Source organism: Synechococcales cyanobacterium CNB (assembly GCA_030263455.1).
Taxonomy (GTDB): Bacteria; Planctomycetota; Phycisphaerae; order Phycisphaerales; family UBA1924; genus CAADGN01.
In genome coordinates this window covers 51,228-71,789 of record SZOZ01000005.1, presented here as the reverse complement: position 1 = coordinate 71,789, position 20,562 = coordinate 51,228, and the positions used below count along the sequence as shown (strand labels likewise).

The 20,562-nt window shown below is 68.1% G+C and carries 19 protein-coding genes and 2 tRNA genes; 11 read left to right on the top strand and 10 right to left on the bottom strand.

Features of this window, described 5'->3' with window-relative positions; translation table 11 throughout:
• Positions 1 to 9: 9 nt before the first annotated feature.
• From rsmG to FBT69_06410, 7 genes are all read right to left on the bottom strand, one after another.
• A complete protein-coding gene (rsmG, locus tag FBT69_06440) occupies positions 10 to 792 on the bottom strand; it encodes a 16S rRNA (guanine(527)-N(7))-methyltransferase RsmG (GenBank protein ID MDL1904439.1) in 783 nt (260 codons plus the stop codon).
• Positions 785 to 2,011 (bottom strand): hypothetical protein, encoded by a 1,227-nt coding sequence (locus FBT69_06435; GenBank protein ID MDL1904438.1) that lies wholly within the window; start codon positions 2,009 to 2,011, stop codon positions 785 to 787. Before FBT69_06435 ends, rsmG begins: the two co-directional genes overlap by 8 nt.
• Positions 2,011 to 4,389: a hypothetical protein gene (locus tag FBT69_06430; GenBank protein ID MDL1904437.1), complete on the bottom strand. Its 2,379-nt coding sequence runs from the start codon at positions 4,387 to 4,389 to the stop codon at positions 2,011 to 2,013. Before FBT69_06430 ends, FBT69_06435 begins: the two co-directional genes overlap by 1 nt.
• A 69-nt stretch (positions 4,390 to 4,458) precedes the next feature.
• A complete protein-coding gene (locus FBT69_06425) occupies positions 4,459 to 5,277 on the bottom strand; it encodes a GTP cyclohydrolase I FolE2 (GenBank protein ID MDL1904436.1) in 819 nt (272 codons plus the stop codon).
• A 42-nt stretch (positions 5,278 to 5,319) separates the two neighbouring features.
• Positions 5,320 to 6,216 carry a hypothetical protein gene (locus tag FBT69_06420; protein ID MDL1904435.1) on the bottom strand — a complete coding sequence of 299 codons (897 nt, stop codon included), beginning with the start codon at positions 6,214 to 6,216 and terminating at the stop codon, positions 5,320 to 5,322.
• 56 nt (positions 6,217 to 6,272) lie between these two features.
• On the bottom strand, positions 6,273 to 7,256 hold the full coding sequence (locus tag FBT69_06415) for a zinc metalloprotease HtpX (GenBank protein MDL1904434.1): 984 nt from the start codon (positions 7,254 to 7,256) through the stop codon (positions 6,273 to 6,275).
• Positions 7,257 to 7,376: 120 nt separating this feature from the next.
• Positions 7,377 to 7,955 (bottom strand): LemA family protein, encoded by a 579-nt coding sequence (locus FBT69_06410; GenBank protein MDL1904433.1) that lies wholly within the window; start codon positions 7,953 to 7,955, stop codon positions 7,377 to 7,379.
• 151 nt (positions 7,956 to 8,106) lie between these two features.
• Between FBT69_06410 and FBT69_06405 the strand changes: the two genes are divergently transcribed.
• The 4 genes from FBT69_06405 to FBT69_06390 all read left to right on the top strand — a co-directional run bounded on the left by FBT69_06405 (position 8,107) and on the right by FBT69_06390 (position 12,106).
• Positions 8,107 to 9,282, top strand: a complete 1,176-nt coding sequence (locus tag FBT69_06405; GenBank protein MDL1904432.1) for a hypothetical protein — start codon at positions 8,107 to 8,109, stop codon at positions 9,280 to 9,282.
• Positions 9,269 to 9,718, top strand: a complete 450-nt coding sequence (locus FBT69_06400) for a YjbQ family protein (GenBank protein ID MDL1904431.1) — start codon at positions 9,269 to 9,271, stop codon at positions 9,716 to 9,718. Before FBT69_06405 ends, FBT69_06400 begins: the two co-directional genes overlap by 14 nt.
• Positions 9,719 to 9,817: 99 nt before the next feature.
• Positions 9,818 to 10,462: a YceI family protein gene (locus tag FBT69_06395; GenBank protein MDL1904430.1), complete on the top strand. Its 645-nt coding sequence runs from the start codon at positions 9,818 to 9,820 to the stop codon at positions 10,460 to 10,462.
• A 192-nt stretch (positions 10,463 to 10,654) separates the two neighbouring features.
• Positions 10,655 to 12,106, top strand: a complete 1,452-nt coding sequence (locus tag FBT69_06390) for a GNAT family N-acetyltransferase (protein MDL1904429.1) — start codon at positions 10,655 to 10,657, stop codon at positions 12,104 to 12,106.
• A 62-nt stretch (positions 12,107 to 12,168) separates the two neighbouring features.
• On the opposite strand, the gene FBT69_06385 is transcribed toward FBT69_06390, so the two are convergent.
• A complete protein-coding gene (locus tag FBT69_06385; protein MDL1904428.1) occupies positions 12,169 to 12,750 on the bottom strand; it encodes a thioredoxin family protein in 582 nt (193 codons plus the stop codon).
• A gap of 243 nt (positions 12,751 to 12,993) precedes the next feature.
• Between FBT69_06385 and FBT69_06380 the strand changes: the two genes are divergently transcribed.
• Positions 12,994 to 14,826, top strand: a complete 1,833-nt coding sequence (locus FBT69_06380; protein MDL1904427.1) for a hypothetical protein — start codon at positions 12,994 to 12,996, stop codon at positions 14,824 to 14,826.
• Between the two features lie 290 nt (positions 14,827 to 15,116).
• Here the strand turns inward: FBT69_06380 and FBT69_06375 are convergent.
• Both FBT69_06375 and FBT69_06370 read right to left on the bottom strand, forming a co-directional pair.
• A tRNA-Ser gene (locus tag FBT69_06375) sits at positions 15,117 to 15,204 on the bottom strand.
• Between the two features lie 15 nt (positions 15,205 to 15,219).
• A complete protein-coding gene (locus tag FBT69_06370; GenBank protein MDL1904426.1) occupies positions 15,220 to 15,882 on the bottom strand; it encodes a hypothetical protein in 663 nt (220 codons plus the stop codon).
• A 92-nt stretch (positions 15,883 to 15,974) separates the two neighbouring features.
• On the opposite strand from FBT69_06370, the gene FBT69_06365 reads away from it, so the two are divergent.
• The 6 genes from FBT69_06365 (at position 15,975) to FBT69_06340 (ending at position 20,556) form a co-directional block, all read left to right on the top strand.
• Positions 15,975 to 16,859 (top strand): DUF3553 domain-containing protein, encoded by an 885-nt coding sequence (locus FBT69_06365; GenBank protein MDL1904425.1) that lies wholly within the window; start codon positions 15,975 to 15,977, stop codon positions 16,857 to 16,859.
• Positions 16,860 to 17,079: 220 nt separating this feature from the next.
• Complete coding sequence (locus tag FBT69_06360) at positions 17,080 to 17,370, top strand: transcriptional regulator (GenBank protein ID MDL1904424.1); 291 nt, start codon at positions 17,080 to 17,082, stop codon at positions 17,368 to 17,370.
• 65 nt (positions 17,371 to 17,435) lie between these two features.
• Positions 17,436 to 17,526, top strand: a tRNA-Ser gene (locus tag FBT69_06355).
• A 384-nt stretch (positions 17,527 to 17,910) separates the two neighbouring features.
• Positions 17,911 to 18,372, top strand: coding sequence for an Rrf2 family transcriptional regulator (locus tag FBT69_06350; protein MDL1904423.1), 462 nt, complete (start codon positions 17,911 to 17,913; stop codon positions 18,370 to 18,372).
• Positions 18,373 to 18,425: 53 nt separating this feature from the next.
• Positions 18,426 to 19,331: a 4Fe-4S dicluster domain-containing protein gene (locus tag FBT69_06345; protein MDL1904422.1), complete on the top strand. Its 906-nt coding sequence runs from the start codon at positions 18,426 to 18,428 to the stop codon at positions 19,329 to 19,331.
• A gap of 16 nt (positions 19,332 to 19,347) precedes the next feature.
• Complete coding sequence (locus tag FBT69_06340) at positions 19,348 to 20,556, top strand: polysulfide reductase (GenBank protein MDL1904421.1); 1,209 nt, start codon at positions 19,348 to 19,350, stop codon at positions 20,554 to 20,556.
• Positions 20,557 to 20,562: the final 6 nt, after the last annotated feature.

Genomic DNA, 20,562 nt, shown 5'->3' with positions numbered 1-20,562 from the left:
GCAGGGAGTTTACGGGCGTCGCAGGCCCAGCGGCGCACGCTTCGGCTCGCCGTCCCGACGCGGGTACACCTTCGGCGTGTGGTGGAACTTCTCCAGCACGACGATGCGGCCGGTCGGTGTCTCGACGGTAGCTGCGTGCGCTGCATGCAGCAGGTGCAGCGCTTCCTGGGCCGCCGCCAGTTCCTCCTCCGCCCGCTGACCCTTGACGAGCAAGACCAACCCTCCCACCTTTGCGAAGGGCACCGTGAGTTCGACGGCCGTCGCAAGGGGACCAAGGGCACGGGCTGTCACTGCGTCGAACGAACCGCGCAGTCCGACCGGGCCTGCAAGGCCCCGCCCCGCCCACTCGTCCTTGGGACCGCGGTCGTGCGCCGCCCGCTCCGCGCGATCGTTGACGACCGTGAGATTGGTCAAGTGCAGCCGCTCGGCAACCGTGCGAAGGAACTCCGCCTTCTTTCCTGTCGCCTCAAGCAGCGTGAAGTCCAACTGCGGCATCACGATCGCCAGCGGCACGCCGGGCAGGCCGCCTCCGGATCCGACATCCAGGACGCACGCCCGCGCCGGCAGTTCCGCGAGCAGCGGCACGAGTGTCAGCGCGTCGAAGATCAGTCGCATCCACGCCTGCCCGGGGTCGGTGATCGCGGTCAGGTTGAACGCCCGGTTCGTCTCCAGCAGCAGCCCGAGATACCTCCCCAGCCGCTCGCCGTCGCCCGGCTCCAACTCCACCCCCAACTCGTCCAGCGCGGCGAGAAACTCCGGCGTCGGCGCGATGGGAGAGGCGGATTCACTCATCGTCGTCAGCGTACTCGAACGAGGGGCGGAACGGCGGCATCGGACGCCGCAGCGCGACGTTCAGAATCAGCCCCGTCATGATCCAGCACGCCAGCAGGCTCGACCCGCCGTAGGACAGGAACGGCAGCGTGATGCCGACGATCGGCAGCAGCCCGATCGTCATGCCCACGTTGATCACCATCTGCACCGCAACGAACGCCGCCAGCCCCACGCACAGAATCCGCCCGATCGGCTCTCGGCAGAAGAGCGCCGTCAGCAGGGCGCCCCCGAGCCACACGAGATACAACCCGAACACCGCGACCCCCCCCAGCGCGCCGAAGCGGTTGACCACGACCGCGAAGACCATGTCGTTGTGCGCCTCGGGCAGCCGGTTGAAACGCACCAGCGCCCTCGTGCGGGCATCCGAGTTGCCCGACAGCCCTCCCGCCCCGACCAGCCGCTGGGCCGTGAACGACTGGAAGTTGATGTCCTGTTCGCGCGATCGGTCGCCCTGCACCTGATGCACCAGCGCGATGAACCGCTCCTTCTGGTAGGGCCGGAGCAGCGGCCAGCTCGCCGGCGCAGCCAGCAATCCCGCGAGGATGATGACACCAACGTGCCGCAGCCTCGCGCCCGCCGCCACGAGCATCGCGAACAGTGAAGGCACGAACAGGCTCGCGCTGCCCAGGTCCGGCTGCAGCGTGATGAGCGCCATCGGCACGAAGGCGATGATCCCGGGCACGATCAGCCCCCGGAACTCGCGGTGCGTGCGCCGGAACCGCATGTACCGCGCCACCACCAGCACGAAGACGATCTTCGCCAGTTCCGCCGGCTGGAAGTTCACAGGGCCGAGGTTGATCCACGCCCGTGCGCCGTTCGTCGGAGTCACGAGCCACTTGGGCACGCCCGGGGCGAGCAGGAATACCAGCAGCCCCAGCACGACGACCGTCGCCGGCCACGCCGCGAGGGACAGCATCCGATAGTGCGGCAGCGCGACGATGACCGCCGCGAGCAGCCCGAGGATCAGGAACACCAGCTGCTTCCACGCCAGCGGCGCGAGATCGAACGCCCCCCCCGCAGTCGGACGCCCGACGAGATCGATCGAGTAGATGCCCAGCAGGCTCAGCCCGAGAGCGGCGATCACCGAGAGCCACGCCGCGTTCGTCAGCGTCAGCGTCGAGCGGATCGTCCGGTGCGGCGCGCGCGAACCCTTGATGAGCGTGTGCAGTTGCACGTTCATCACAGGTATCCCTCGGCGATGAGGGCGTGGATGATCTGGTTGGCGATCGGGCCGGCGACGCGCCCGCCGCTCCCGGCATACTCCATCACGACCGCGATCGCGTACCGCGGCCTCTCCCCCTCGTGACCGACCAGCACAACGAACCACGAGTGGTCGCCCGAACGCGCGACCTGCGCCGGCAGCGGGCCGGGGCCGTCGGGGTCGATGCGGAGGTCCGGCGCGGTCGCCGTGCCGGTCTTGCCCCGGACACGCACGCCCGGTGCGTTGAAGATCGGTTCGCGCCGCTCGTTGATCGTCATCGCGTGCGCGGTCCCGTAGCGCGAGTCGTTCACGACGCGGTCCAGCCCCTCGAGCGCGGCCTGCACCGCCGGACGGTTCAACCGAAGCTCCCGCACCTCGGGCGGCGTACCGTCGTCGATCAGTCGCGGCCGGACCACCACGCCCATGCGCGCCAGCGTCGCGTACGCCGAAGCGGCGTGCAGCGGCGTCCAGTCCACCGGACCCTGGCCGATCCCCATCAGGATCGCGTCCGACGCCGAGAGCCCGGCAGCGTTCCCCTCCGGTCCCAGCGTGCCCGGGTGCTCCGGCCCGATCCCAAGCCCGAACCGCTCACCCACGCCGAAGTCTCGGTACGCCGCCTGGATATCGCGCGGCCCCAGCCTCTGTCCGAGCGTGTAGAAGAAGATGTTGCACGAGACCATCAGAGCCTCGACCGCGTCGAGCGGGTGCCCCATCCGCGCCTGGTGCGTCGAGAAGCCGAAACGCTCGCGATAGACCCAGCAGCGGTAGTTGTTCGGCAGGTTCGGGAAGAGGTGCCCCGTGCACTCGATCCGCTGGTCGAGCGAGTAGTTCCCGCGCGTGACGGCCTCGCTCAGAATCAGCGCCTTCGCCACCGACCCGGGCGGATACGCGACACCGATAGCGCGATTGAGATATGGCTTGTCGAGCTCTTCCGCAGCGATGGACTCGGGGTCGTCCCGCATCATGTCGCGGTTGAACGATGGCGTCGAGACGAGCGCCAGCACGTCCCCGGTATCCACGTCGAGCACCACCGCCGCCCCGTTGAGCGGCGCGCCCACAGGCATCGTCGGGTTGTCCTCCCCATGCCAGGCGTGGACCTGTGCGAGTCCGACACCGGGCGTCATCGCGGCCTGCACACGAGCCTGAAGCATCACGTCCAGCGTCAGATGCACGTCGCGCCCGAAGTCCGGCTCGACTGCCGTGCGCTGCGAAAGGTCCAGCCGCGTGAGTTCAAGCCCGCGCAGCCCGCGCAGCCTGGCCTCATGGGCGCGCTCGACCCCCGCCCTGCCCGCCGGGTCACCGGGCATGTACTGACCCCGGTCGCGCGTCCGGCCGTCGAGCGTTCGGACCGTCGAGCGCGCGTGCAGGTCGTCGTCCGCGCTCAGGGCTTCACGCCGTGCGGCAACGTCGATGTCGATCGCCCGCCTGCCCATCCACCCGAGCACGTGGGCCGCCACACCCTCGACCGACACGCTCTCGTGCCCCTGGCGCTTCAACGGACCCGGAAACGTCGAGCGGTCGATCTCCACCGTCACACGATCGAATGGGTACTCGCGGTCGGCGCTCCGACGCACGACCAGACCGGGCAGCAGCGGAACCTGCTCGGCCAACGCGGCGTCACGGTCGATCGACGGATCGTCCAGCCACGCGAAGAGCGGCACGCTCTGCTCCGCGAGTCGCATCAGCAGAAACGCCGTCGCGTCGTCGAGGTCGGGCAGCACCACGTGCGGCCTCCGCTGCTCGGCGATCTCGGCCGCGGCCCGCTCGTCGATCTGCGCCAGCAGTTCCGGCGTGAACTGTCTCCCCCGCGCCGCCTGTTCTCGGATGGCCTGCCGCCGCCGAGCGTCCGCGACCGTGCCCGCCATCCGATCGACGCGGGCGAGGATGCGGGCACGCCTCGACTCGAGTTCCGCCGCGTCCGCCGCCGTGACCGACGCCAGTCGCGTCCACATGGCCGACACGTGAGCGTCGTACGCCTGCCGATAGCGCTCGACCAACCGTTCGCGTGCGTCCGCGTCCAGCACGGGCCAGGCGTCCCGGTGAGCACGCCGGGCGAACGACCTCGCCCGCTCGTCCGCCCACGCCCCGGACAGCACGCGGTAATCGACGGCAGCCTCGTAACTCGGACGATCCTGCGCCAGCACCCGCCCATGCCGGTCGAGGATGCGTCCCCGCACCGTTGGCAACCACCGCTCGGCGTACAGCCGCCGCTCGGCGTCGGCGACGTGCGTGCCGTGCTCAACCACGGTCAGGCGGGTCAGCTGCGCGCCCATCGCCGCGCAGGCGACCAAGACCAGCCCCAACAGGAGCGTGAGCCTTCGCCGGAACATGGAGCGGATCGGTCGGGTCGCCTTCATCCGTGGTCCGGGATTCGCTCGCGTCGTCACACCTACCGGGGCCTCCGTTGCCCACGGGAGGCGAGATCGTCAGTCGTGTCGCTTGTCGCGCGTCACCTGGGCGTAGGCGTTGTGCGAGTGGATCGACTCGAAGTTCTCCGAGTTGATCGAGTACCACACCACCCGGTCGTCGGCCTCCAGCAAGAGCGCGAGGTCGCGGACGATGTCCTCGACGAACTTCGGGTTGTCGTAGGCGTGCTCAGTCACCCACTTCTCGTCCGGCCGCTTCAGCACCGCGAACACCGGCGCGGAGGCGGCCTGCTCCAGCAACTCCGCCAGGTCCTCGATCCACATCATCGCGTTCGTGCGCACCGACGCCTCGATGCGGCACCGCTGGTTGTGCGCGCCGTACTCGCTGATCTCCTTCGAGCAGGGGCACAGGCTCGCAGCCGGGGCCGAGACGGTCATCACGAAGTCCGTCTCGCCGTTGGCCGTGCATGCGAACCGCACCCGGTAGTCCATCAGGCCGGGCGCGCCCGTCACCGGGGCACGCTTGGCGATGAAGTAGGTGAACTCGGCCTCGAAGTGGGCCTCGTGAGCTTCCAGCCGCTCCCGGATCGCCCGTGCGATCACGGGAATACGCTCCGGGCAGACCGGCTCGCACGTCTGCTCGTTGAGCACCTCCAGAAACCGACTCATGTGCGTGCCCTTCTGGTGGTGCGGCAAGGCCACGTACATGTTGATCGCGGCGACCGTTGTCTGCTCCCCGCCCTCCCGCGTGTGCAATCGAAGCGGGTAGGTCACGTCCTTCACGCCGACGCGATCGATGGCGACCCGGCGGTCGTCGGCGAGCGATTGCACGTCCGGCATGGTTCGCCGGGTCGCGTTGGCGGTGTCGCGGCGGGTCATCGGTGCTCCGGGGAGGCGCCCGGATCGGCCCTCCACCGGAGTTTAGGCCGATGCACGGGCTTGGCGTCTGCGTTCGAACAGCGAGGCAAACCACGAGACGCCGATCGGAATCCCGAGGAACCCGCCGGCGGCCCAGTCCAGTCCGACGGGCGCGGCCGGGCCGAAGTAACGCCCCGCGTACAAATCCGCCACCAACTGCTCCCCGTGCACGAAACGGGCCGCGATCGGCGCGACCAGCGCGAGCAAGGCCATCGCGACGAAGAACGTCAGGCTGTTCGCCGCATCGTCGAGGTACGACGACGTCAGCCGACCGAACCCTGCCCCGACGATGCCCGCGAAGATCGCAGCGAAGACCGCCTGCCCCTTGAGCGGCTCCTGCGCCACCAGCCATGCGACCGCCCCGCCGACCACCACAGCCACTCCCATGCCGGCGACCGCACCCGGCGCCATGACCGCACGGAGGAGTTCGTTCTTCGGGTGGGGCCGTCGTGGTGCAGAGTCCGGCGCCTCGTGCGGGTCGTGGGACCGCTCGTACCGTTGAACCGCGACCAGCCACACCGCGGCCGCCAGTACCGCGCTCAGCACGCCGACCATCAGCCCTTCGACGGCGAACGCCGTCAGCACCCCGGGCGACGCCTCGCGCCGGATGACCATGTCCACCGGCCCCGACGCCCACGCGGCGTGTGCCAGCGTCAACCCAGCGGTCCACATCCCCGACCGCCACCCGTGAAAGTGCGTCGCCAGTAGAGCCGCCGTGCCGGCGATAGCGAACACACCGAGCATCACCACGATGCCGAGCACGGGCGAGGCACCGACCAGGAGTGTCGCGTCGCGGCTGCCGTCCGAGGCTCGCAGCAAATTGACCAGAAACGCCGCAACCGGGCCGAGGACGAAGAGCGCGGTGAGGGGGGGCAGGTAGCGCGAGGCGGCTTTGAGCATGGCCGGATGATGGCCAGCCCGCACGCCCGGGGCAACCGCCATGGGGGAATCGGTGGTCATCGCACCAGGGCCAGCAGCCGGGCGATCCGCTTGCTGATCGCCGGGTGTGAGCAGAAGAGCGTTTCAACTTCGCCGTGGGCCTTGCGGACCTTGCGGAGCGGGTTGACGATGTACATGTGGGCAGTGCCCCGGTTGGCGGTGTCCACCAGCGGCTCCTCGTCGTCTCCCAGCCGCCGCAGGGCGTTGGCGAGGGCTTCGGGATTCCGCGTCAGTTCGACCGCACCCGCATCGGCGAGGTACTCACGCTGCCGGCTGTATGCCATCTGGATGATCCGGGCGAAGAGCGGCGCGATCACCGCGAGCACGAGCGCGACGACGAGGAGCACGAGCACGGCCGCCCCTCCCCCCTTGCCGCCCGACGAACGCCGCCCCCCGTGCAGCCCGCCGCGGAGCGCCACACGGAGGAACGCATCGCAGGCGAAGACGATCAGCCCCACCATCGTCGCCATCAGCATGGCGAAGCGGATGTCGAGGTGCCGGATGTGCGCGATCTCGTGCGCGATGACGGCCTGGAGTTCGTCGCGGGGCAGCTTCTCGCGCAGCCCGCGCGTGATCGCCACGACGCCGTGCTCTGGGTCGCGCCCGGTGGCGAAGGCGTTGAGGGCAGAGTCGTTGATGATGTAGACGCGCGGCATCGGGATGCCGGCCGCGATCCGCATCTCATCGACGACGTTGTACAGTTCCGGGTCGTCCTGCGGGCCGACCGGGAACGCCCCGGACATCCGCAGGATCGCCTTCGCCCCGCCGAACCACGACCACATCGCCCCGAGTCCTCCAAACACCAGTGCAGCCACCGCCCCAGCGGCGACCGACGGGAGCAGGCTCGCGCTGTCGCCCGTCGCGTAGAGCGAGATCGCGGCCGCGATCGCCGCCCCGATCGCCGCCCCGAGGAGCAGCATCAGCGTGATGAGCATCGTGCTGTCGCGCCGGTTCTTCCGGATCAGGTCGATGTAGGTGATCGTGCCGGGGTACGCCTTCATCCCCTCGCGCACGGCGCGATCCGTCGCCGTCGCGCCCGCGGCGGCGCGGTCGAGGGCCGAACGCCGCACCGGAGGCGGCGTCGGCGATCCGGGAGTCTTGCCGGCCTGGCTCATCGCGGGTCAGCTCGTGAACGAGACCTTCGGCGCCTCGCGCTCCGCGCTCGCCTCGACGCGGAAGTACTCCCGCGGCTGGAACGAGAACGCCCCCGCCACGATGTTCGTCGGGAAGGACTGCCGCGAGGTCTCGTAGCGGCCCACGCAGTCGTTGTAGTGCTGGCGGGCAAAGCCGACCTTGTTCTCCGTGGACGCCAGTTCCTCCTGCAGCTGCCGGAAGTTCGCGTCCGCCTTGAGCTGCGGGTAGGCCTCGCTCAGCGCGAACAGCCGGCCCAGCGCCTGCGTGATGGCGTTCTCGGCCATCGCCTTCTCAGCTGCGTGCGCGCCGTCCGAGGCGATCGAGACGGCCTGCTGACGCGCCTGGATGACGGCCTCCAGCGTGCCCTTCTCGTGGGCCGCGTACCCCTTCACCGTCTCGACCAGGTTCGGAATCAGGTCATAGCGCCGCTTCAGCTGCACGTCGATCTGCGACCACCCGTTGTCGCAGTCCACCCGCTGACGCACCAGCGTGTTGTACATCGCCACGAACCACAGCAGCACGACCACGAACAGCCCGGCGGCTACGAGCAGGACGATCCACCCCATGTCGTACCTCCCGTCGAGGGTCGGGCGCGGTCTCAGTCGCCCCGCCCGCAAGGATGTTAGGAACCCCGCCCCCGGATTGCGGCCTTCTGGTAGGATTTGCCCGCCCCCGCGGCCCACGCCGGGCCTTGACGCGAGGGAAGGACGGCCTGCGATGTCGGACACCACGCCGCGCGGCGAGGCCCTCGAACGCCGGATCGCGCTGTCGGACCTCCTCGACGACCTCCTCTGGCCCAAACTCCTCCGCGCCGGCGCGCTCGCCCTGCGACCGAGCCGACTCGGACTCGCTTTCTTCACGCTCGTCGCCGCGTGGTTCGTCGGCAGTCTCTCGAACCTCTGGTCGTCGAGTGAGCAATCGTTCGTCGAGGCGGCCGTCGCCCTCAAACTCCGTGGCTTCGGCCTCATCTTCAGCGGTCTCAGCGCCCTCAACGGCGAGGCCGTCCTCAGTGGATTCAGCGTCCTCCTCTACGATCTCCCCCGCACGCTCTGGGACCAGCACGCCCTCGCGCTCGTCCTGCTCACGATCCCCTACGTTGTGATCATGGCCATCGGCGGCGGGGCGATCAGCCGCTCCGTTGCCTGCGAGTTCTCGCAGGGTGTCGTCATGTCGTGGCCTGAAGCGCTCGCCTTCGCCGTCAAGCGGTGGGCGTCGCTCGCAGGCTCACTCCTCGCGCCTTGGATGGGCGTGGCCCTGCTCGCGCTCGTCATGGCCGTCGGCGGCTTCTTCGTGCTGCAGGGCGTGCCCGTGCTGAACCTCCTCGGCGGTCTGCTCTACGGGCTGTTCCTCGTCCTCGGCACGCTCGCGGTTCTGCTCTTCGCCGGGTACCTGCTCGGCTCATCGATGCTCGTTCCCGCCGTCGCCTGCGAGGGCACCGACGCCATCGACGCCGTGCAGCGCTCCCTCGCCTACGTCGCCGCGCGACCGCTGCGGCTGATCCTGTACCTCGCCCTGCTCGGCGTCGTCGGCGGCGTCCTCGTCGGCGTCCTCGGCGTGCTCGCCCAAGGCGTCGTCTCGTTCACCTCCACCGCCTCCACCGCCTTCAGCGGCCCGATCGGCACGGCCATCGTCACCGGCGGCGCGACCGAAGATGGCCTCACCAGCACCAACGCCTGGGCACGCGGCATGGTCGCCACCTGGTCCGCCCTGCCCCTCCTGCTCGTCTGGGCCTTCGCACTCAGTTACTTCTGGTCAGCAGGCACGCTCCTCTACCTCCTCATGCGCCAGCACTGCGACGGCCAGGACCATGCCGAGCTCTGGATGCCCGGCATGGTCGAGGGCACCATGGCCAGAGCCATGGCGGAACGCAGCGTCGGCAATGATCAGGGCTGAAGAGGTCAGAGCGCCCTGCGTGTACACCATCGAACTCTCCATCCCGACTCCCGCCCGCGGCCTGCACGAGATTACCGACCTCGTCGCGCGCGTCGTGACCGACGCCGGCGTGGACGACGGCCTCTGCACCGTCTTCATCCGCCACACCTCCGCCTCGCTCATCATCCAGGAGAACGCCGACCCCTCCGCGCGACGCGATCTCGAAGCCTGGCTCGACCGCCTTGTCCCGGAGGGCGACCCGCTCTACACCCATACCGCTGAAGGCCCCGACGACATGCCCAGCCACGTCAAGGCCGTCCTCACGCAGACCTCGCTCTGCATCCCGATCCTGCGCGGCCGGCTCGCCCTCGGCACGTGGCAGGGCATCTATCTCTGGGAACACCGCAGTGCATCGCACACGCGGCGCGTCGTGGTGTCCGTCCTTGGCCATTCCTGACGAACCCGGGGCCGCTCTGAGCGGTAGGCTTCTGCAAGTCCGCCGCCCGGCCCCGTCGGGCTGATCGCGTGCCGGGCGTTCTTCCGGAGGATCACCATCATGCGTATCCGCTCGCTCGCCGCTGTTCCTGTTGCTCTGCTGCTCGCCGCCGGCGCGCTGGGCCTTGCCGCCCATGGGCGTTCCACGCCCGCGCCCACCGCAGAGTCCGCGACCGCTCCAGCCGCCGCCTACACCGTGGACCCCGTCCACTCGTCGGTCGTCTTCCGCATCAAGCACGCGGGCATCACCAACTTCTACGGCCGGTTCAACGGCCTGACCGGCGAGTTCACCTTCGACCCCGAGAACCCCTCAGCCGGACAGTTCTCGTTCTCGGTCAAGACCCAGAACGTGGACACCGGCAACAGCCAGCGCGATGACCACCTCCGCAACGCCGACTTCTTCAACGCCGTCCAGTTCCCGACTATCGACTTCAAGTCCACGTCCATCACGCACGTCGAGGGGAACCACTACGTCCTGAAGGGCGATCTCTCGCTGCACGGCAAGACAAAGCCCGTCGAGGCGAAGTTCGAGTGGCACGGCACCGGCACCTTCCGCAACCGCCCCATCGCCGCCTTTGAAGCCGTTCTCGAAATCAAGCGATCCGACTTCGACATGACCCACTTCATGGCGCCGGACGGCTCCGACTCCGGCGGACTTGGCAACAACGTCACCATCAAGGTCGCCGTCGAGGCCCCACAGAAGTAACCCTTGCCACGACCGTCGTCCTCTCTCTCTCTCGCAACACTCTACCCGCTCCTCACCCACGGTCGTGCCTACCCCCGCCGACTCCGCGGCGTCCGGTTGACCCCGACCGCCGCGATTCGCCATGTCCACCCGCGACCTTCTCTTCACCACCGTCTACCCCGGGCTCATCACAGGCGTCGGCCTGCTTGCTGCATGGCTGCTCTGGCAACTCCTCTTCCGCCCGTCCGCTTCGATCGAGACCCGGCCAAGGGGGCCGCTCTGGGTCGCGCCGGTTGTCTTCACGCTCGCCTTCCTCCTCGCGTACAAGGGTTTCAATCCCAAGCCGCAACTCTGGCCCACCAACGGAGCGATGCGATTCCACACGACGGCAGCAGTCGGCGGCGCGATCGGCCTCCTCACATCGCTTGCAGTATTCCTCCCACCGAGTCTTCGGTGGGGCGGGCGTCTCGCCCGACACCCATTGACGCTCGTTCTCGGCGCATTCACCGCCCTCGCCTTGCTTGCGCCCCTCACGCCTCATGCGCTGAGCGCGACAAGGGCCGCCGCGATCGCCGGAGCATGCGCCGCCTGGCTCGCGCTCGCCGCAACGACCCTCGACGCGGTGGCGCATCGACAGCATGGCTGGCGGATGCCGCTCGTGCTTCTCCCCATCGCCGCGGCCTCGATCCCCGTCTTCCTCTACGCGCCGTACGCCACCGGCGCGCAGTTCTCCGCCTGCCTCATCGCGCTCCTCGGCGCCGCACTCGTCGTTGGGCTGATCTGCCGCCGCTTCTCGCTCGAACGGGGTGGCGTGGTGTTTCTGCTGGCGGGGCTCCTCTCACTCGGCCTCATCGCGCAGTTCTACAACACGAACCCTCGCACGCCCCCGCTCCTGGTCCTCGCTCTCGCGCCGTTCGCGTCCGGCGTTTCGCTCCTCTCGCCATTTGCACGCCGCAAGGGACTCGCGCCGTTCCTCGCCGCATTCGGGCCTGTCGCGCTCATCGCGGGTGCGGCCGCGCTCTGGGCGTACCTCGGCAAGCCGGACCTCGACCCCTACCCCTACTGACCGCCATGCACGAACCACTGCACGCTCGCCCGTACGACACGCTCGCCATCGGGCCTCGCCTGATCCTCCGCCACCCCAACCGCCGCGACCGCGAGGCGTATGTCGCCCTTCGCCGCATCAGCAGGGCGTTCCTGGAACCATGGGAGCCGCTCCCCCCTTCAGGCGGCGACGCCTTCGGCGACGATCAGTTCACACGCCTCCTCGACACCTGCGATACCGACCTCAGCCAGCGGATGCTCGCCTGTCTGCGCGACGGAGGCACCATCGTCGGCCAGGTCTCGCTCGGCGGCATCCTCCGCGGGCCGCTCCAGTCCTGCTTCGTCGGCTACTGGATCGGCGAGCCGTTCATCCGTCACGGCTACGGCACGGAGGCGGTCGGACTCGCCGTGCGCTTCGCCTTCGGCGCCCTGGGCCTGCATCGCGTCGAGGCCAACATCCAGCCGCACAACGAGGCCTCCAAGGCTCTCGCCCGCCGCGTCGGCTTCCGGTACGAGGGCTACTCACCCCGCTACCTCCAGATTGCAGGACAGTGGGCCGACCACGAACGATGGGCCATCACCATCGAAGACTGGGCACCAAACACGGCGCCGACTCGATGAAACCCCGGCAACCCTCTACCGTCCCCCCCCCTACCTCGTCGCTCCGGCCTACACTCACTCCGTCACGACCGGTAGTACTCCGGCTCATTCCCCGGCTTCCACTTGATGTTGCACCCGATACTCGGTCGCTGTTCCACGGTCGGCATCTGGCCCTTCAGCACAGCGTCCAGCGCGGCCCGAAGGTCGCGCCCGGTGACGGGGATGCCGTTGCTCGGTCGGCTGTCGTCCAGTTGGCCCCGGTAGACGAGCCGGTGCTGCTTGTCGAAAAGGAAGAAATCCGGCGTGCAGGCGGCACGGTAGCGTTTGGCGACGTCCTGCGCTGCATCGAAGAGGTAGGGAAAGGTGTAGCCCGCGGCGCGGGCCTCGTCGCGCATCTTCGCCGGGCTGTCGTCGGGGTACTTCTCGACGTCGTTGGAGCAGACCGCGACAATGCCGACGCCCCGCTCGCCGTACTCTCGCCCGATCCTCGCCAGTTCGCTCCGGACGTGCTTCACGAACGGGCAGTGGTTGCAGATGAACATGACCAGCAGCGGTCGGCCCGAGAAGTCAGCGAGAGAGACGGTCCTTCCGGATACGGCGTCCGCGAGTGTGAAGGCCGGGGCCGGAGTGCCGAGGGTGAGCATCGTCGATGGGGTCTGGGCCATGGCGTTCTCCGCGTGAGATTGGGAGATCGGGCGTGCGTGCAAGCCGTCGGCATGGTATGACTGTGGCTGCTGCGGGTTGGCCCCTCGGATCGCGACCCGAGGGTTTGCCCGCGTTCGGCGTACTCATGGGGGATTGATGGAACATCCCCTTGGTGACGCCGAAGCGAAGTTCGGCAGCATCGGCGCGAGGGGCGCGGTCGGTGTCGGCCCGTGGGTCTCGTGCTTGTGTCAGGAGTCAACGTGATGTCGATTCATACCCGCCGTTGGTCTCTCGTCGGAACCGCCTGCATGGCCGCGGCCTTGCTCGCCATGGTCGGTTGCTCATCCTCAGCGATTCGGAGCACCGCGCTGAGCCTCGGCGAGCAGCCCCCGCCCACGCCGCGTGCGGCCCAGCCCGAGGGCTACAACCAGCCCGGGTTCGGCTTCCCGCACCTGATCGCCGGGAAAGACCCGGTCGATCTCACCGAGCCGGGTTCGTGGGGCGTCGGGACCGCGCCGGTCGAGATCATCGATACGCGGAAGTTCCCGCAGCAGATCAGCATCCCGGAGTTTGACGGACCGCCGCGCCGCGTGACGCACCTGCTCCCTCCGCACTCGCGCGACAAGACACCGATCATCGGCGGGCCGAACGACCTTCCTCTGGGCGGCGTGCTCGACGAGGTGAGAACGCAGCCGGACCAGTTGTGGCCCGCGATCACGCAGACGCCCTGGACGCCCCCGGACCCGACGCTCGCGGTCGGCCCGACGCACATCGTCGAGACGGTGAACATGGCCGTCGCGTTCTATGACAAGCAGGGCAACCTGGAGTTCTACGCGAACCTGGACTCGACAGGAAGCCCCGGCTTCTTCGAGTCGGTCGGCGCGGGCAACTTCACCTTCGACCCCAAGTGCTTCTACGACCACTACTCGCAGCGATTCGTGATCGTCGCCCTCGAGGTCTACGGCTCAACGGAATCATGGATCGACATCGCCGTCTCCGATGATTCGAACCCGCACGGCATCTGGTACAAGTACCGCACCGACTCGCGCGTCAACGTCGGCGGCACCCTCTACTGGGTCGATTACCCGGGCTTCGGGTACGACCAGACCGGCTACTACGTTACCGGCAATCTCTTCCGCCTGTCGGGAGGCGGCGGTGGCTTCGCAGGCGTGCTCTTCCGCAGTTTCAACAAGACCCCCCTGCTGAACGGCCAGCCCGCCCAGTACACCGACATCCGCGACGGAAACGGCGCCTCCGTCCAGGTCGCGCAGCACTTCGGGAACAACACCCGTCCCTTCTTTGTCTCGGTCAACAACACCAGTTCCATCAAGGTGCAGGCGATCACCAATCCGCACACCTCCCCGGTGCTCTCGACTACGAACGTGACCGTTCCCTCGTTCTCGTACCCCACCGGCGGCGCGCCCAACCTCGGCGGCAGTTCCATCGACGTCCTGGACGGCCGCATCATCAACGTGATGTGGCGAAACGGACGCCTCTACGCCGGGCACGGCATCCGCGCCAACAGCAAGAACATGGCGCGGTGGTACCAGTTCAACACCAACAACTGGCCTCAGTCCGGCAGCGTCACCTACGTGCAGGGCGGGAACGTGGACGGCGGCTCAGGCGTCCACACCTGGTTCCCCACCCTCTACGAGAACAAGGACGGGCACGTCGGGATGGTGATGGCCGCGTCGTCCTCGAACACGCACGCCGCCGTTCGCATCACCAGCCGCGCCCCGAACGATCCCCCCGGCACGATGGGCGCGACGCAGCAGGTCGCCATCGGCAACACGGGCACCTCGGGACGCTGGGGCGATTACTTCGACATCACCGTTGACCCGACGAACGACCGCACCTTCTGGATCGTCGGCCAGTACCCGATCGCCTCGGGCTGGCAGACTTGGATCTCCAGTTTCAACGTCTCCTTCTGCGACGCGGACTGGAACCAGGACGGCGTCGTGAACTCGCAGGACGTGCTCGCCTTCCTCAACGATTGGACCGCCAACGATCGAAAGGCTGACCTCAACGGCGATACGATCTTCAACTCCCTGGACGTGCTTGCGTTCCTGAACCTCTACAACACCCCCTGCAACTGACACTCTTCGACGGATCACAACCCTGCCTCGGCCGGCCCTCGGACTTCCGAGGGCCGGTCGTCTTGAAAGGATTCGTCGCGTCGTGGGATCATCGTTCGGGCAGCACGCCGGGGCTGCCAGTGAGACTTCGCCTCACGTGGGTTCGAATCCCGCACGGACGCGGACGGCGGCTAGGAAAGCGGAGAGAGTGGGATGGGCTTCGCCGCGCCCGTTGGCGTCGAACCCACGTGGTGAGGCTGCGCCTCACGTGGGTTCGAATCCCACAGGGACGCGAGTGGTCGATCTGGAAGCGGAGAGAGTGGGATTCGAACCCACGGTGACGACAAGCGCCACACCGGTTTTCGAGACCGGCCCTTTCAGCCGCTCAGGCATCTCTCCGGCTGGGTCGGAAGTCTAACCGCGAGCCGGCCGTGCGGCGACCGCACGCACCACCGCGGCCAGGATCTCCTCCGGCTCGGACATGCGCCCGACGCCGACCGTGCGGCAGGCCTGCCAGCCCTCGCCCGGGCCGACCAGCGTGTAGCCGTCCTCGACGAGTTGACGGGCGTTGCGGCGGGTCGACGGCTGCGACCACATCACGGCGTTCATCGCGGGAGCAAGCAGCACCGGCGTCCGAGCACGGTCGATCGCGCTGAGAATGAGCGTCACAACGTCGTCGGTCAGGCCCGCGACAAGCCTCGCCATGCAGTCCATCGTGCATGGCGCCACGACGGCGGCGTCCGCGGCCGACGCGAGCGAAACGTGCTGAGGATCGTGCGATTCGACGTGCTCCCACGCGCTGGTGTAGACCGGCCTCGCGGAGAGCGCCTGAAACGTCAGCGGCGAAACGAACCGCGTCGCTGACTCGGTCATCGCAACCGTGATCTCAGCCCCGGACTGGGCCAAGCGACTCACGAGCATGGCCGACTTATACGCGGCGATGCCGCCGGTCACGCCGACGATGATCCGCCTGCCGCGCAGCGTGGCATCGCTCACGTGTCGCCTCGCCGAAGGCCTGGTGTCAGAGGAGCGCCTCGCCTTGGGTGCCTGATGCTCCACCGGGCGTGAGCGCGGGATACTCGTAGGTGATCTTCTCGCGGAGAATCTCGTCGATCACGACTTCAAGGTCGGAACGGCCGTCGCGCTCCACGAGGGGGCGAGCACCTTCCATGAGTTGCACCATCCGCCGCTGGATCAGGGCGCAGAGGGCAAACCGACCGCCGACCCGCTTGACCAGTTCCTCGCTCTTGAGCGCATCAATCATCCGTGCCCCTCGTCGGCATCTCCACCTCCAGCGGCCCCGAGCCTGCCCGTGGTGGGAGCGTATACTAGCCCTGCCGGATGACCGGTCGTGGCGCGACCGCCCGGCATCGACCCAACCCGACCCGTGCTGTGCAGGCTTGGATCGCTCGTGCCTCGACCGTGGCACACGATCGGCCCGACCGGAGCATCCGTTCCTGATGAGTCCAACCACGTGGAGTCTCGGCGACCGTCTCATCCACGCGGCCAAGCCGGAATGGGGAGTCGGTCTCGTCATGGGCGCCACGCCGCAGACCCAGGACGGCAGGCCCTGCCAGCGGCTCGTCATTCGCTTCGAGCACGGCGGCGTGAAGACTCTGACAACGGCGATGGCCGATCTGCGGCCTGTGGGCTCGGGCGGACTCTCTGTGAACGGCGACGGGCACGAGGCGCCGCCCCTCGACCCGACCAAACTCCGGGAACACTTGATCAACCTTCCTCAGGCCGCGACCGATCCATTCCGAAGCCTTGGAGCCAGGCTGAAGTCCACGCTCTCGCTCTACAGGCACAAAGCAAGCGGGGCTTCGCTCCTGGAATGGGCGTCGCTCCAGACCGGCATGGCCGACCCGTTGACGGTCTTCAGCCGCCATGAGTTGGAGCAACTCTTTTCGAGGTTTGCCGTCTCCCTCGACGCCCACGCCCGCAAACTCCTCAGGGAAGGTCTGAAGCGGGAGCCGCAGACTGTCTCCCAGGTGATTGCCGAAGCACCCCCCGAGGCGCGCGCGGCGGTGAGACGCCTCGACGTAACTCGTTGACGCAGGGCAACATCCGGCGCGATCCCCACCCCTGCACAACCCTGACCATCGGAACGGACCGAGGCAGGTCGACGCCACATCGCGGTTCACGGTGTTTTTTCGGACTCTCGCCCCGCATGGCACGACCGCTTTCGGGATGGCCCGGGCGTTGATCTTCGTCCCTCCGCCTCGCGGGAGTGCGGGGCCGGCGTCAGCCGCCAATCGAAAAAGGGACCGAACCATGGATGAGCGAGAGTTCGAGAAACGACTCGGTGACCTGATCGGCCAGATCAACAACCTGCCGCCCGGAGAGCGAGAGAGACTGGAGCAGTTGGCCGCGGAGACTCGCGAACGCCACGAGCGCATGCGCCGCACGCTCGGCGATCTGCAGGAGTCGCTGGACTACCTGCGCCTGAGCGTCAAATACCTGGTCTTCGACCTGGAGGCAACCCGACGAGAGAACCGGTACCTCCGCCAGTTGCTCGACGAGCACGCCGGGCCGGATGCGGATCGTCGGGCATCGGGGCAATAACGGCGTTTGTTCGACGGAACACGGGCGGCTATGCTTGGCCCGACCGCTCCACCCCGGGCGGCTTGGGACAGGTGGCCGAGCGGCTGAAGGCGACGGTTTGCTAAACCGTTATACGGGGTACACCCTGTATCGCGGGTTCGAATCCCGCCCTGTCCGCATTCCCCGACTCCCCGACGAGCGCACAAGCCGGGCTTCGAACCAGAGCTGTGCGCGACCAAGTCACCGCCGGCTCTTCGTGCATGCCGCGCTTACCTCGACCTTGTGGAATTCGAGTACGAGTGACGGATCGACTGCCCCTTCCGGCCCAGCCGATTCAGCCTCTCTGCACTTGGGCTGACGAACAACACGGTCTGACCGCCTTGTGTCATGGGCATCACTGGGGCGGATATTCCCGTCCGTGACCCAGGACTGGTTGTTTCCAGCAAGCTGCTGCCGATCGTAATACGAACATCGATCCTCGTCGGCCAGACCCGACCATTCTTGACTAAATGACCTTCTGGTCTTATAGTCATTTGCACACGCCGATCGGGAGCCAAGACCATGGTGAGTCCGAGCGTCGGCTACGCGGCCTCTGCGATGGGACACCTCGCGGTCCATGGGGACGGGCCGATCCGCGTGGACGCCCTCGCCAAGGCCGTCGGCGCGCCGCCGGCGTACCTCGCCAAACTCGTGCACATCCTGTCGAAGAAGGGCCTGCTCGACACGGCCAAGGGCAAGGGGGGGGGCGTCCGGCTGAGCGCGGATTCGCGCACGCTCACGCTCTTCGACCTGTGCGTCGCACTGGACGACGACATCCTGCACCCGAAGTGCGCGCTCGGCATCGCGGAGTGCTCCGACGAGCGCGCCTGCCCCGCGCACGCCCTGCAGGTCGCCATCCGGGCCGAGCAACTGGCCTTCCTCAAGCGGACCACGATCCTGAGTGTCGGTGAGTTCAACGCCAGGAGGGCCGGCGGGGCGGCAACGCCCAACGACGCGACCGAACCCTCCGCCCACGGAGCCTGACCATGAACCAGGCGAATACAGACGGCGCCGGCGTCCGCGGTTCCAACGGTTGCATGACCAGGCGCGAGGCGGTTCGGGCGGGCGCATTGGTCGGCGCGGGCCTCGCTGTTGCCGGGGGGACCGCCGTGCTGGCCCGACGCGCCAAGGCGCCGCCGGACCCGTCGGGCCCCGGCACGATCCGCAGCCTGCCTGTCCTGAACAACCTCCCCGCCCGCGCCGACGAGGACGTGCTGCTCCGCATGCAGCGTGAACTCGTCAAGGCGATGGCCAAGCCGGTGGAGCAGCGGCGGTGGATCATGGTGATCGACACCCGCAAGTGCGTCGGCTGCCACGCCTGCACCATCGCGTGCATCGCCGAGAATCACCTGCCCCCCGGCGTGGTCTACCGACCCGTGGTCACCGAGGAGTTCGGAGAGTTCCCGAACGTGCAACTTCGGTTCACCCCACGCCCGTGCATGCAGTGCGACAGTCCGCCGTGCGTGCCCGTCTGCCCCGTCAACGCGACCTGGAAGCGTGCGGACGGCATCGTCGCGATCGACTACGACAAGTGCATCGGATGCCGCTACTGCATCGCGGCGTGCCCCTACGGCGCGCGCACGAGCGACTTCGGCGAGAACTACACCGACGGCGTGGCCCAGGGCTGCCCGGAGGGCGATGAGTCGCCCATGTTCGGCGCACAGGCCCCGTGGGCGGACCAGCCGAGCCACGAATACGGCAAGGCCTGGCGCCGCGAGGGGCACCAGTCGCCCACGGGGAACGCCCGCAAGTGCCACTTCTGCCTGCACCGCCTCGAGGCAGGCCAGTTGCCCCAATGCGCGACGTCATGCATCGGCCGGGCGACATACTTCGGCGACGCCAACGACCCGGACAGCCTGGTGACGGAACTCGTGACGAAGCACAACGTGCAGACGCTCCTGCCGCACAAGGGCACAAAGCCGCGCGTCTTCTACATCGTGTGACGATCGGAGAACAGCCATGACGACGCTCTCGACAAGCCGGGCGACACACACCGCGATGTCCGCGCCGGCCGCGCACGGCAAGCGAATCTGGACCGCCGCACTCTGGCTGCTCTGGATCGTGTTCCTGGGGCTTGGCACGATCGGCATGTACCAGCGCATCGCTCACGGGCACCTGCCCGCGGGCTACGGCTCCTACGTGCCCTGGGGGCTGTGGATCGCCATCTACTTCCACGGCGTCGGCATCGCGGGCGGGGCGTTCGCCGTAGCCGCCGGGGGGTTCATCCTCGGTCTGCCGGGTTTCCGGCATCCGGCCGCGCTGCGGGCGGCGATCGTGCTCGCGTTCGCTGCGGTCGTCCCGGCGTTCATGGCGGTGTGGCTGGACCTCGGCCACATGGAGCGCGCGTCGCGCATTCTGACCGCGCCGGCGTTCACGAGCATGATGGCCTTCAACGCGTGGATGTACAACGCATTCCTGGCCGTTGCCGCGGTCTGCTGGTTCATCAGTTACCGACGCGACTCCGGCTGGCTCAAACCCCTGCTCTGTCTCGGTGTGCTGCTTGCCCTGATGTTCCCGAGCCAGAGCGGCGCGTTCTTTGGCGTCGTGGACGCCAAGCCCTACTGGAACAGCCCGCTCCTGCCGGTCATGTTCCTCGCCTCCGCGATCACCGCCGGCGCGGCCATGCTCCTGCTCATCCGCGGCATCATCGGCGTGGACAGCCCCGCCGGCTACGGCGACGCCGACCCCGTCGTCTTCACCGCGGCGCTGGCCCGCTTGCGGTCGATCGTGCTCGCGGGGCTGGTCGCGTATTTCCTGCTCGAGTTCGCAGAATTCTCGATCGTCTTCTGGAACACGCAGTCGCATGCGCCCGCGCTGGAACTCGTCCTCTTCGGGCCATACTGGTGGGTGTTCTGGATCGTACACCTCAGCATCGGCGGCCTCCTGCCGTTCGCGCTGCTGCTCACCCGCCGCCCCGGCGCCTGGATCATCGCCGGGCTGCTCGTCGCTGTCGCGTTCATCAGCGCACGCCTGAACGTGCTTGTGCCCGGCCAGGCGATCGGCGAGATCAGGGGCCTTCAGGAAGCGTTCCAGCACCCCAGGCTGAACTACACCTACCACGCCACCGCGATGGAGTACTTGGTCGGCCTCTTCCTGATCGCGGTGGGCATGGCGGTCTACTTCGTCGGGCGTCGCATCAGCAAAGCGTTCGCGGTCAGGGCCGCGTGAGAAAGG

Bases quoted from the DNA above. Each gene is read 5' to 3' on its own strand.
- FBT69_06420 (MDL1904435.1), bottom strand. From the start codon at position 6,216: ATGCTCAAAGCCGCCTCGCGCTACCTGCCCCCCCTCACCGCGCTCTTC.
- FBT69_06340 (MDL1904421.1), top strand. From the start codon at position 19,348: ATGACGACGCTCTCGACAAGCCGGGCGACACACACCGCGATGTCCGCG.
- FBT69_06360 (MDL1904424.1), top strand. From the start codon at position 17,080: ATGGATGAGCGAGAGTTCGAGAAACGACTCGGTGACCTGATCGGCCAG.
- FBT69_06345 (MDL1904422.1), top strand. From the start codon at position 18,426: ATGACCAGGCGCGAGGCGGTTCGGGCGGGCGCATTGGTCGGCGCGGGC.
- FBT69_06395 (MDL1904430.1), top strand. From the start codon at position 9,818: ATGCGTATCCGCTCGCTCGCCGCTGTTCCTGTTGCTCTGCTGCTCGCC.
- FBT69_06425 (MDL1904436.1), bottom strand. From the start codon at position 5,277: ATGACCCGCCGCGACACCGCCAACGCGACCCGGCGAACCATGCCGGAC.
- FBT69_06390 (MDL1904429.1), top strand. From the start codon at position 10,655: ATGGCTGCTCTGGCAACTCCTCTTCCGCCCGTCCGCTTCGATCGAGAC.
- FBT69_06365 (MDL1904425.1), top strand. From the start codon at position 15,975: ATGAGTTGCACCATCCGCCGCTGGATCAGGGCGCAGAGGGCAAACCGA.
- FBT69_06430 (MDL1904437.1), bottom strand. From the start codon at position 4,389: ATGAAGGCGACCCGACCGATCCGCTCCATGTTCCGGCGAAGGCTCACG.
- FBT69_06350 (MDL1904423.1), top strand. From the start codon at position 17,911: ATGGTGAGTCCGAGCGTCGGCTACGCGGCCTCTGCGATGGGACACCTC.
- FBT69_06415 (MDL1904434.1), bottom strand. From the start codon at position 7,256: ATGAAGGCGTACCCCGGCACGATCACCTACATCGACCTGATCCGGAAG.
- FBT69_06435 (MDL1904438.1), bottom strand. From the start codon at position 2,011: ATGAACGTGCAACTGCACACGCTCATCAAGGGTTCGCGCGCGCCGCAC.
- FBT69_06410 (MDL1904433.1), bottom strand. From the start codon at position 7,955: ATGGGGTGGATCGTCCTGCTCGTAGCCGCCGGGCTGTTCGTGGTCGTG.
- FBT69_06405 (MDL1904432.1), top strand. From the start codon at position 8,107: ATGTCGGACACCACGCCGCGCGGCGAGGCCCTCGAACGCCGGATCGCG.
- FBT69_06380 (MDL1904427.1), top strand. From the start codon at position 12,994: ATGTCGATTCATACCCGCCGTTGGTCTCTCGTCGGAACCGCCTGCATG.
- FBT69_06400 (MDL1904431.1), top strand. From the start codon at position 9,269: ATGATCAGGGCTGAAGAGGTCAGAGCGCCCTGCGTGTACACCATCGAA.
- rsmG (MDL1904439.1), bottom strand. From the start codon at position 792: ATGAGTGAATCCGCCTCTCCCATCGCGCCGACGCCGGAGTTTCTCGCC.
- FBT69_06385 (MDL1904428.1), bottom strand. From the start codon at position 12,750: ATGGCCCAGACCCCATCGACGATGCTCACCCTCGGCACTCCGGCCCCG.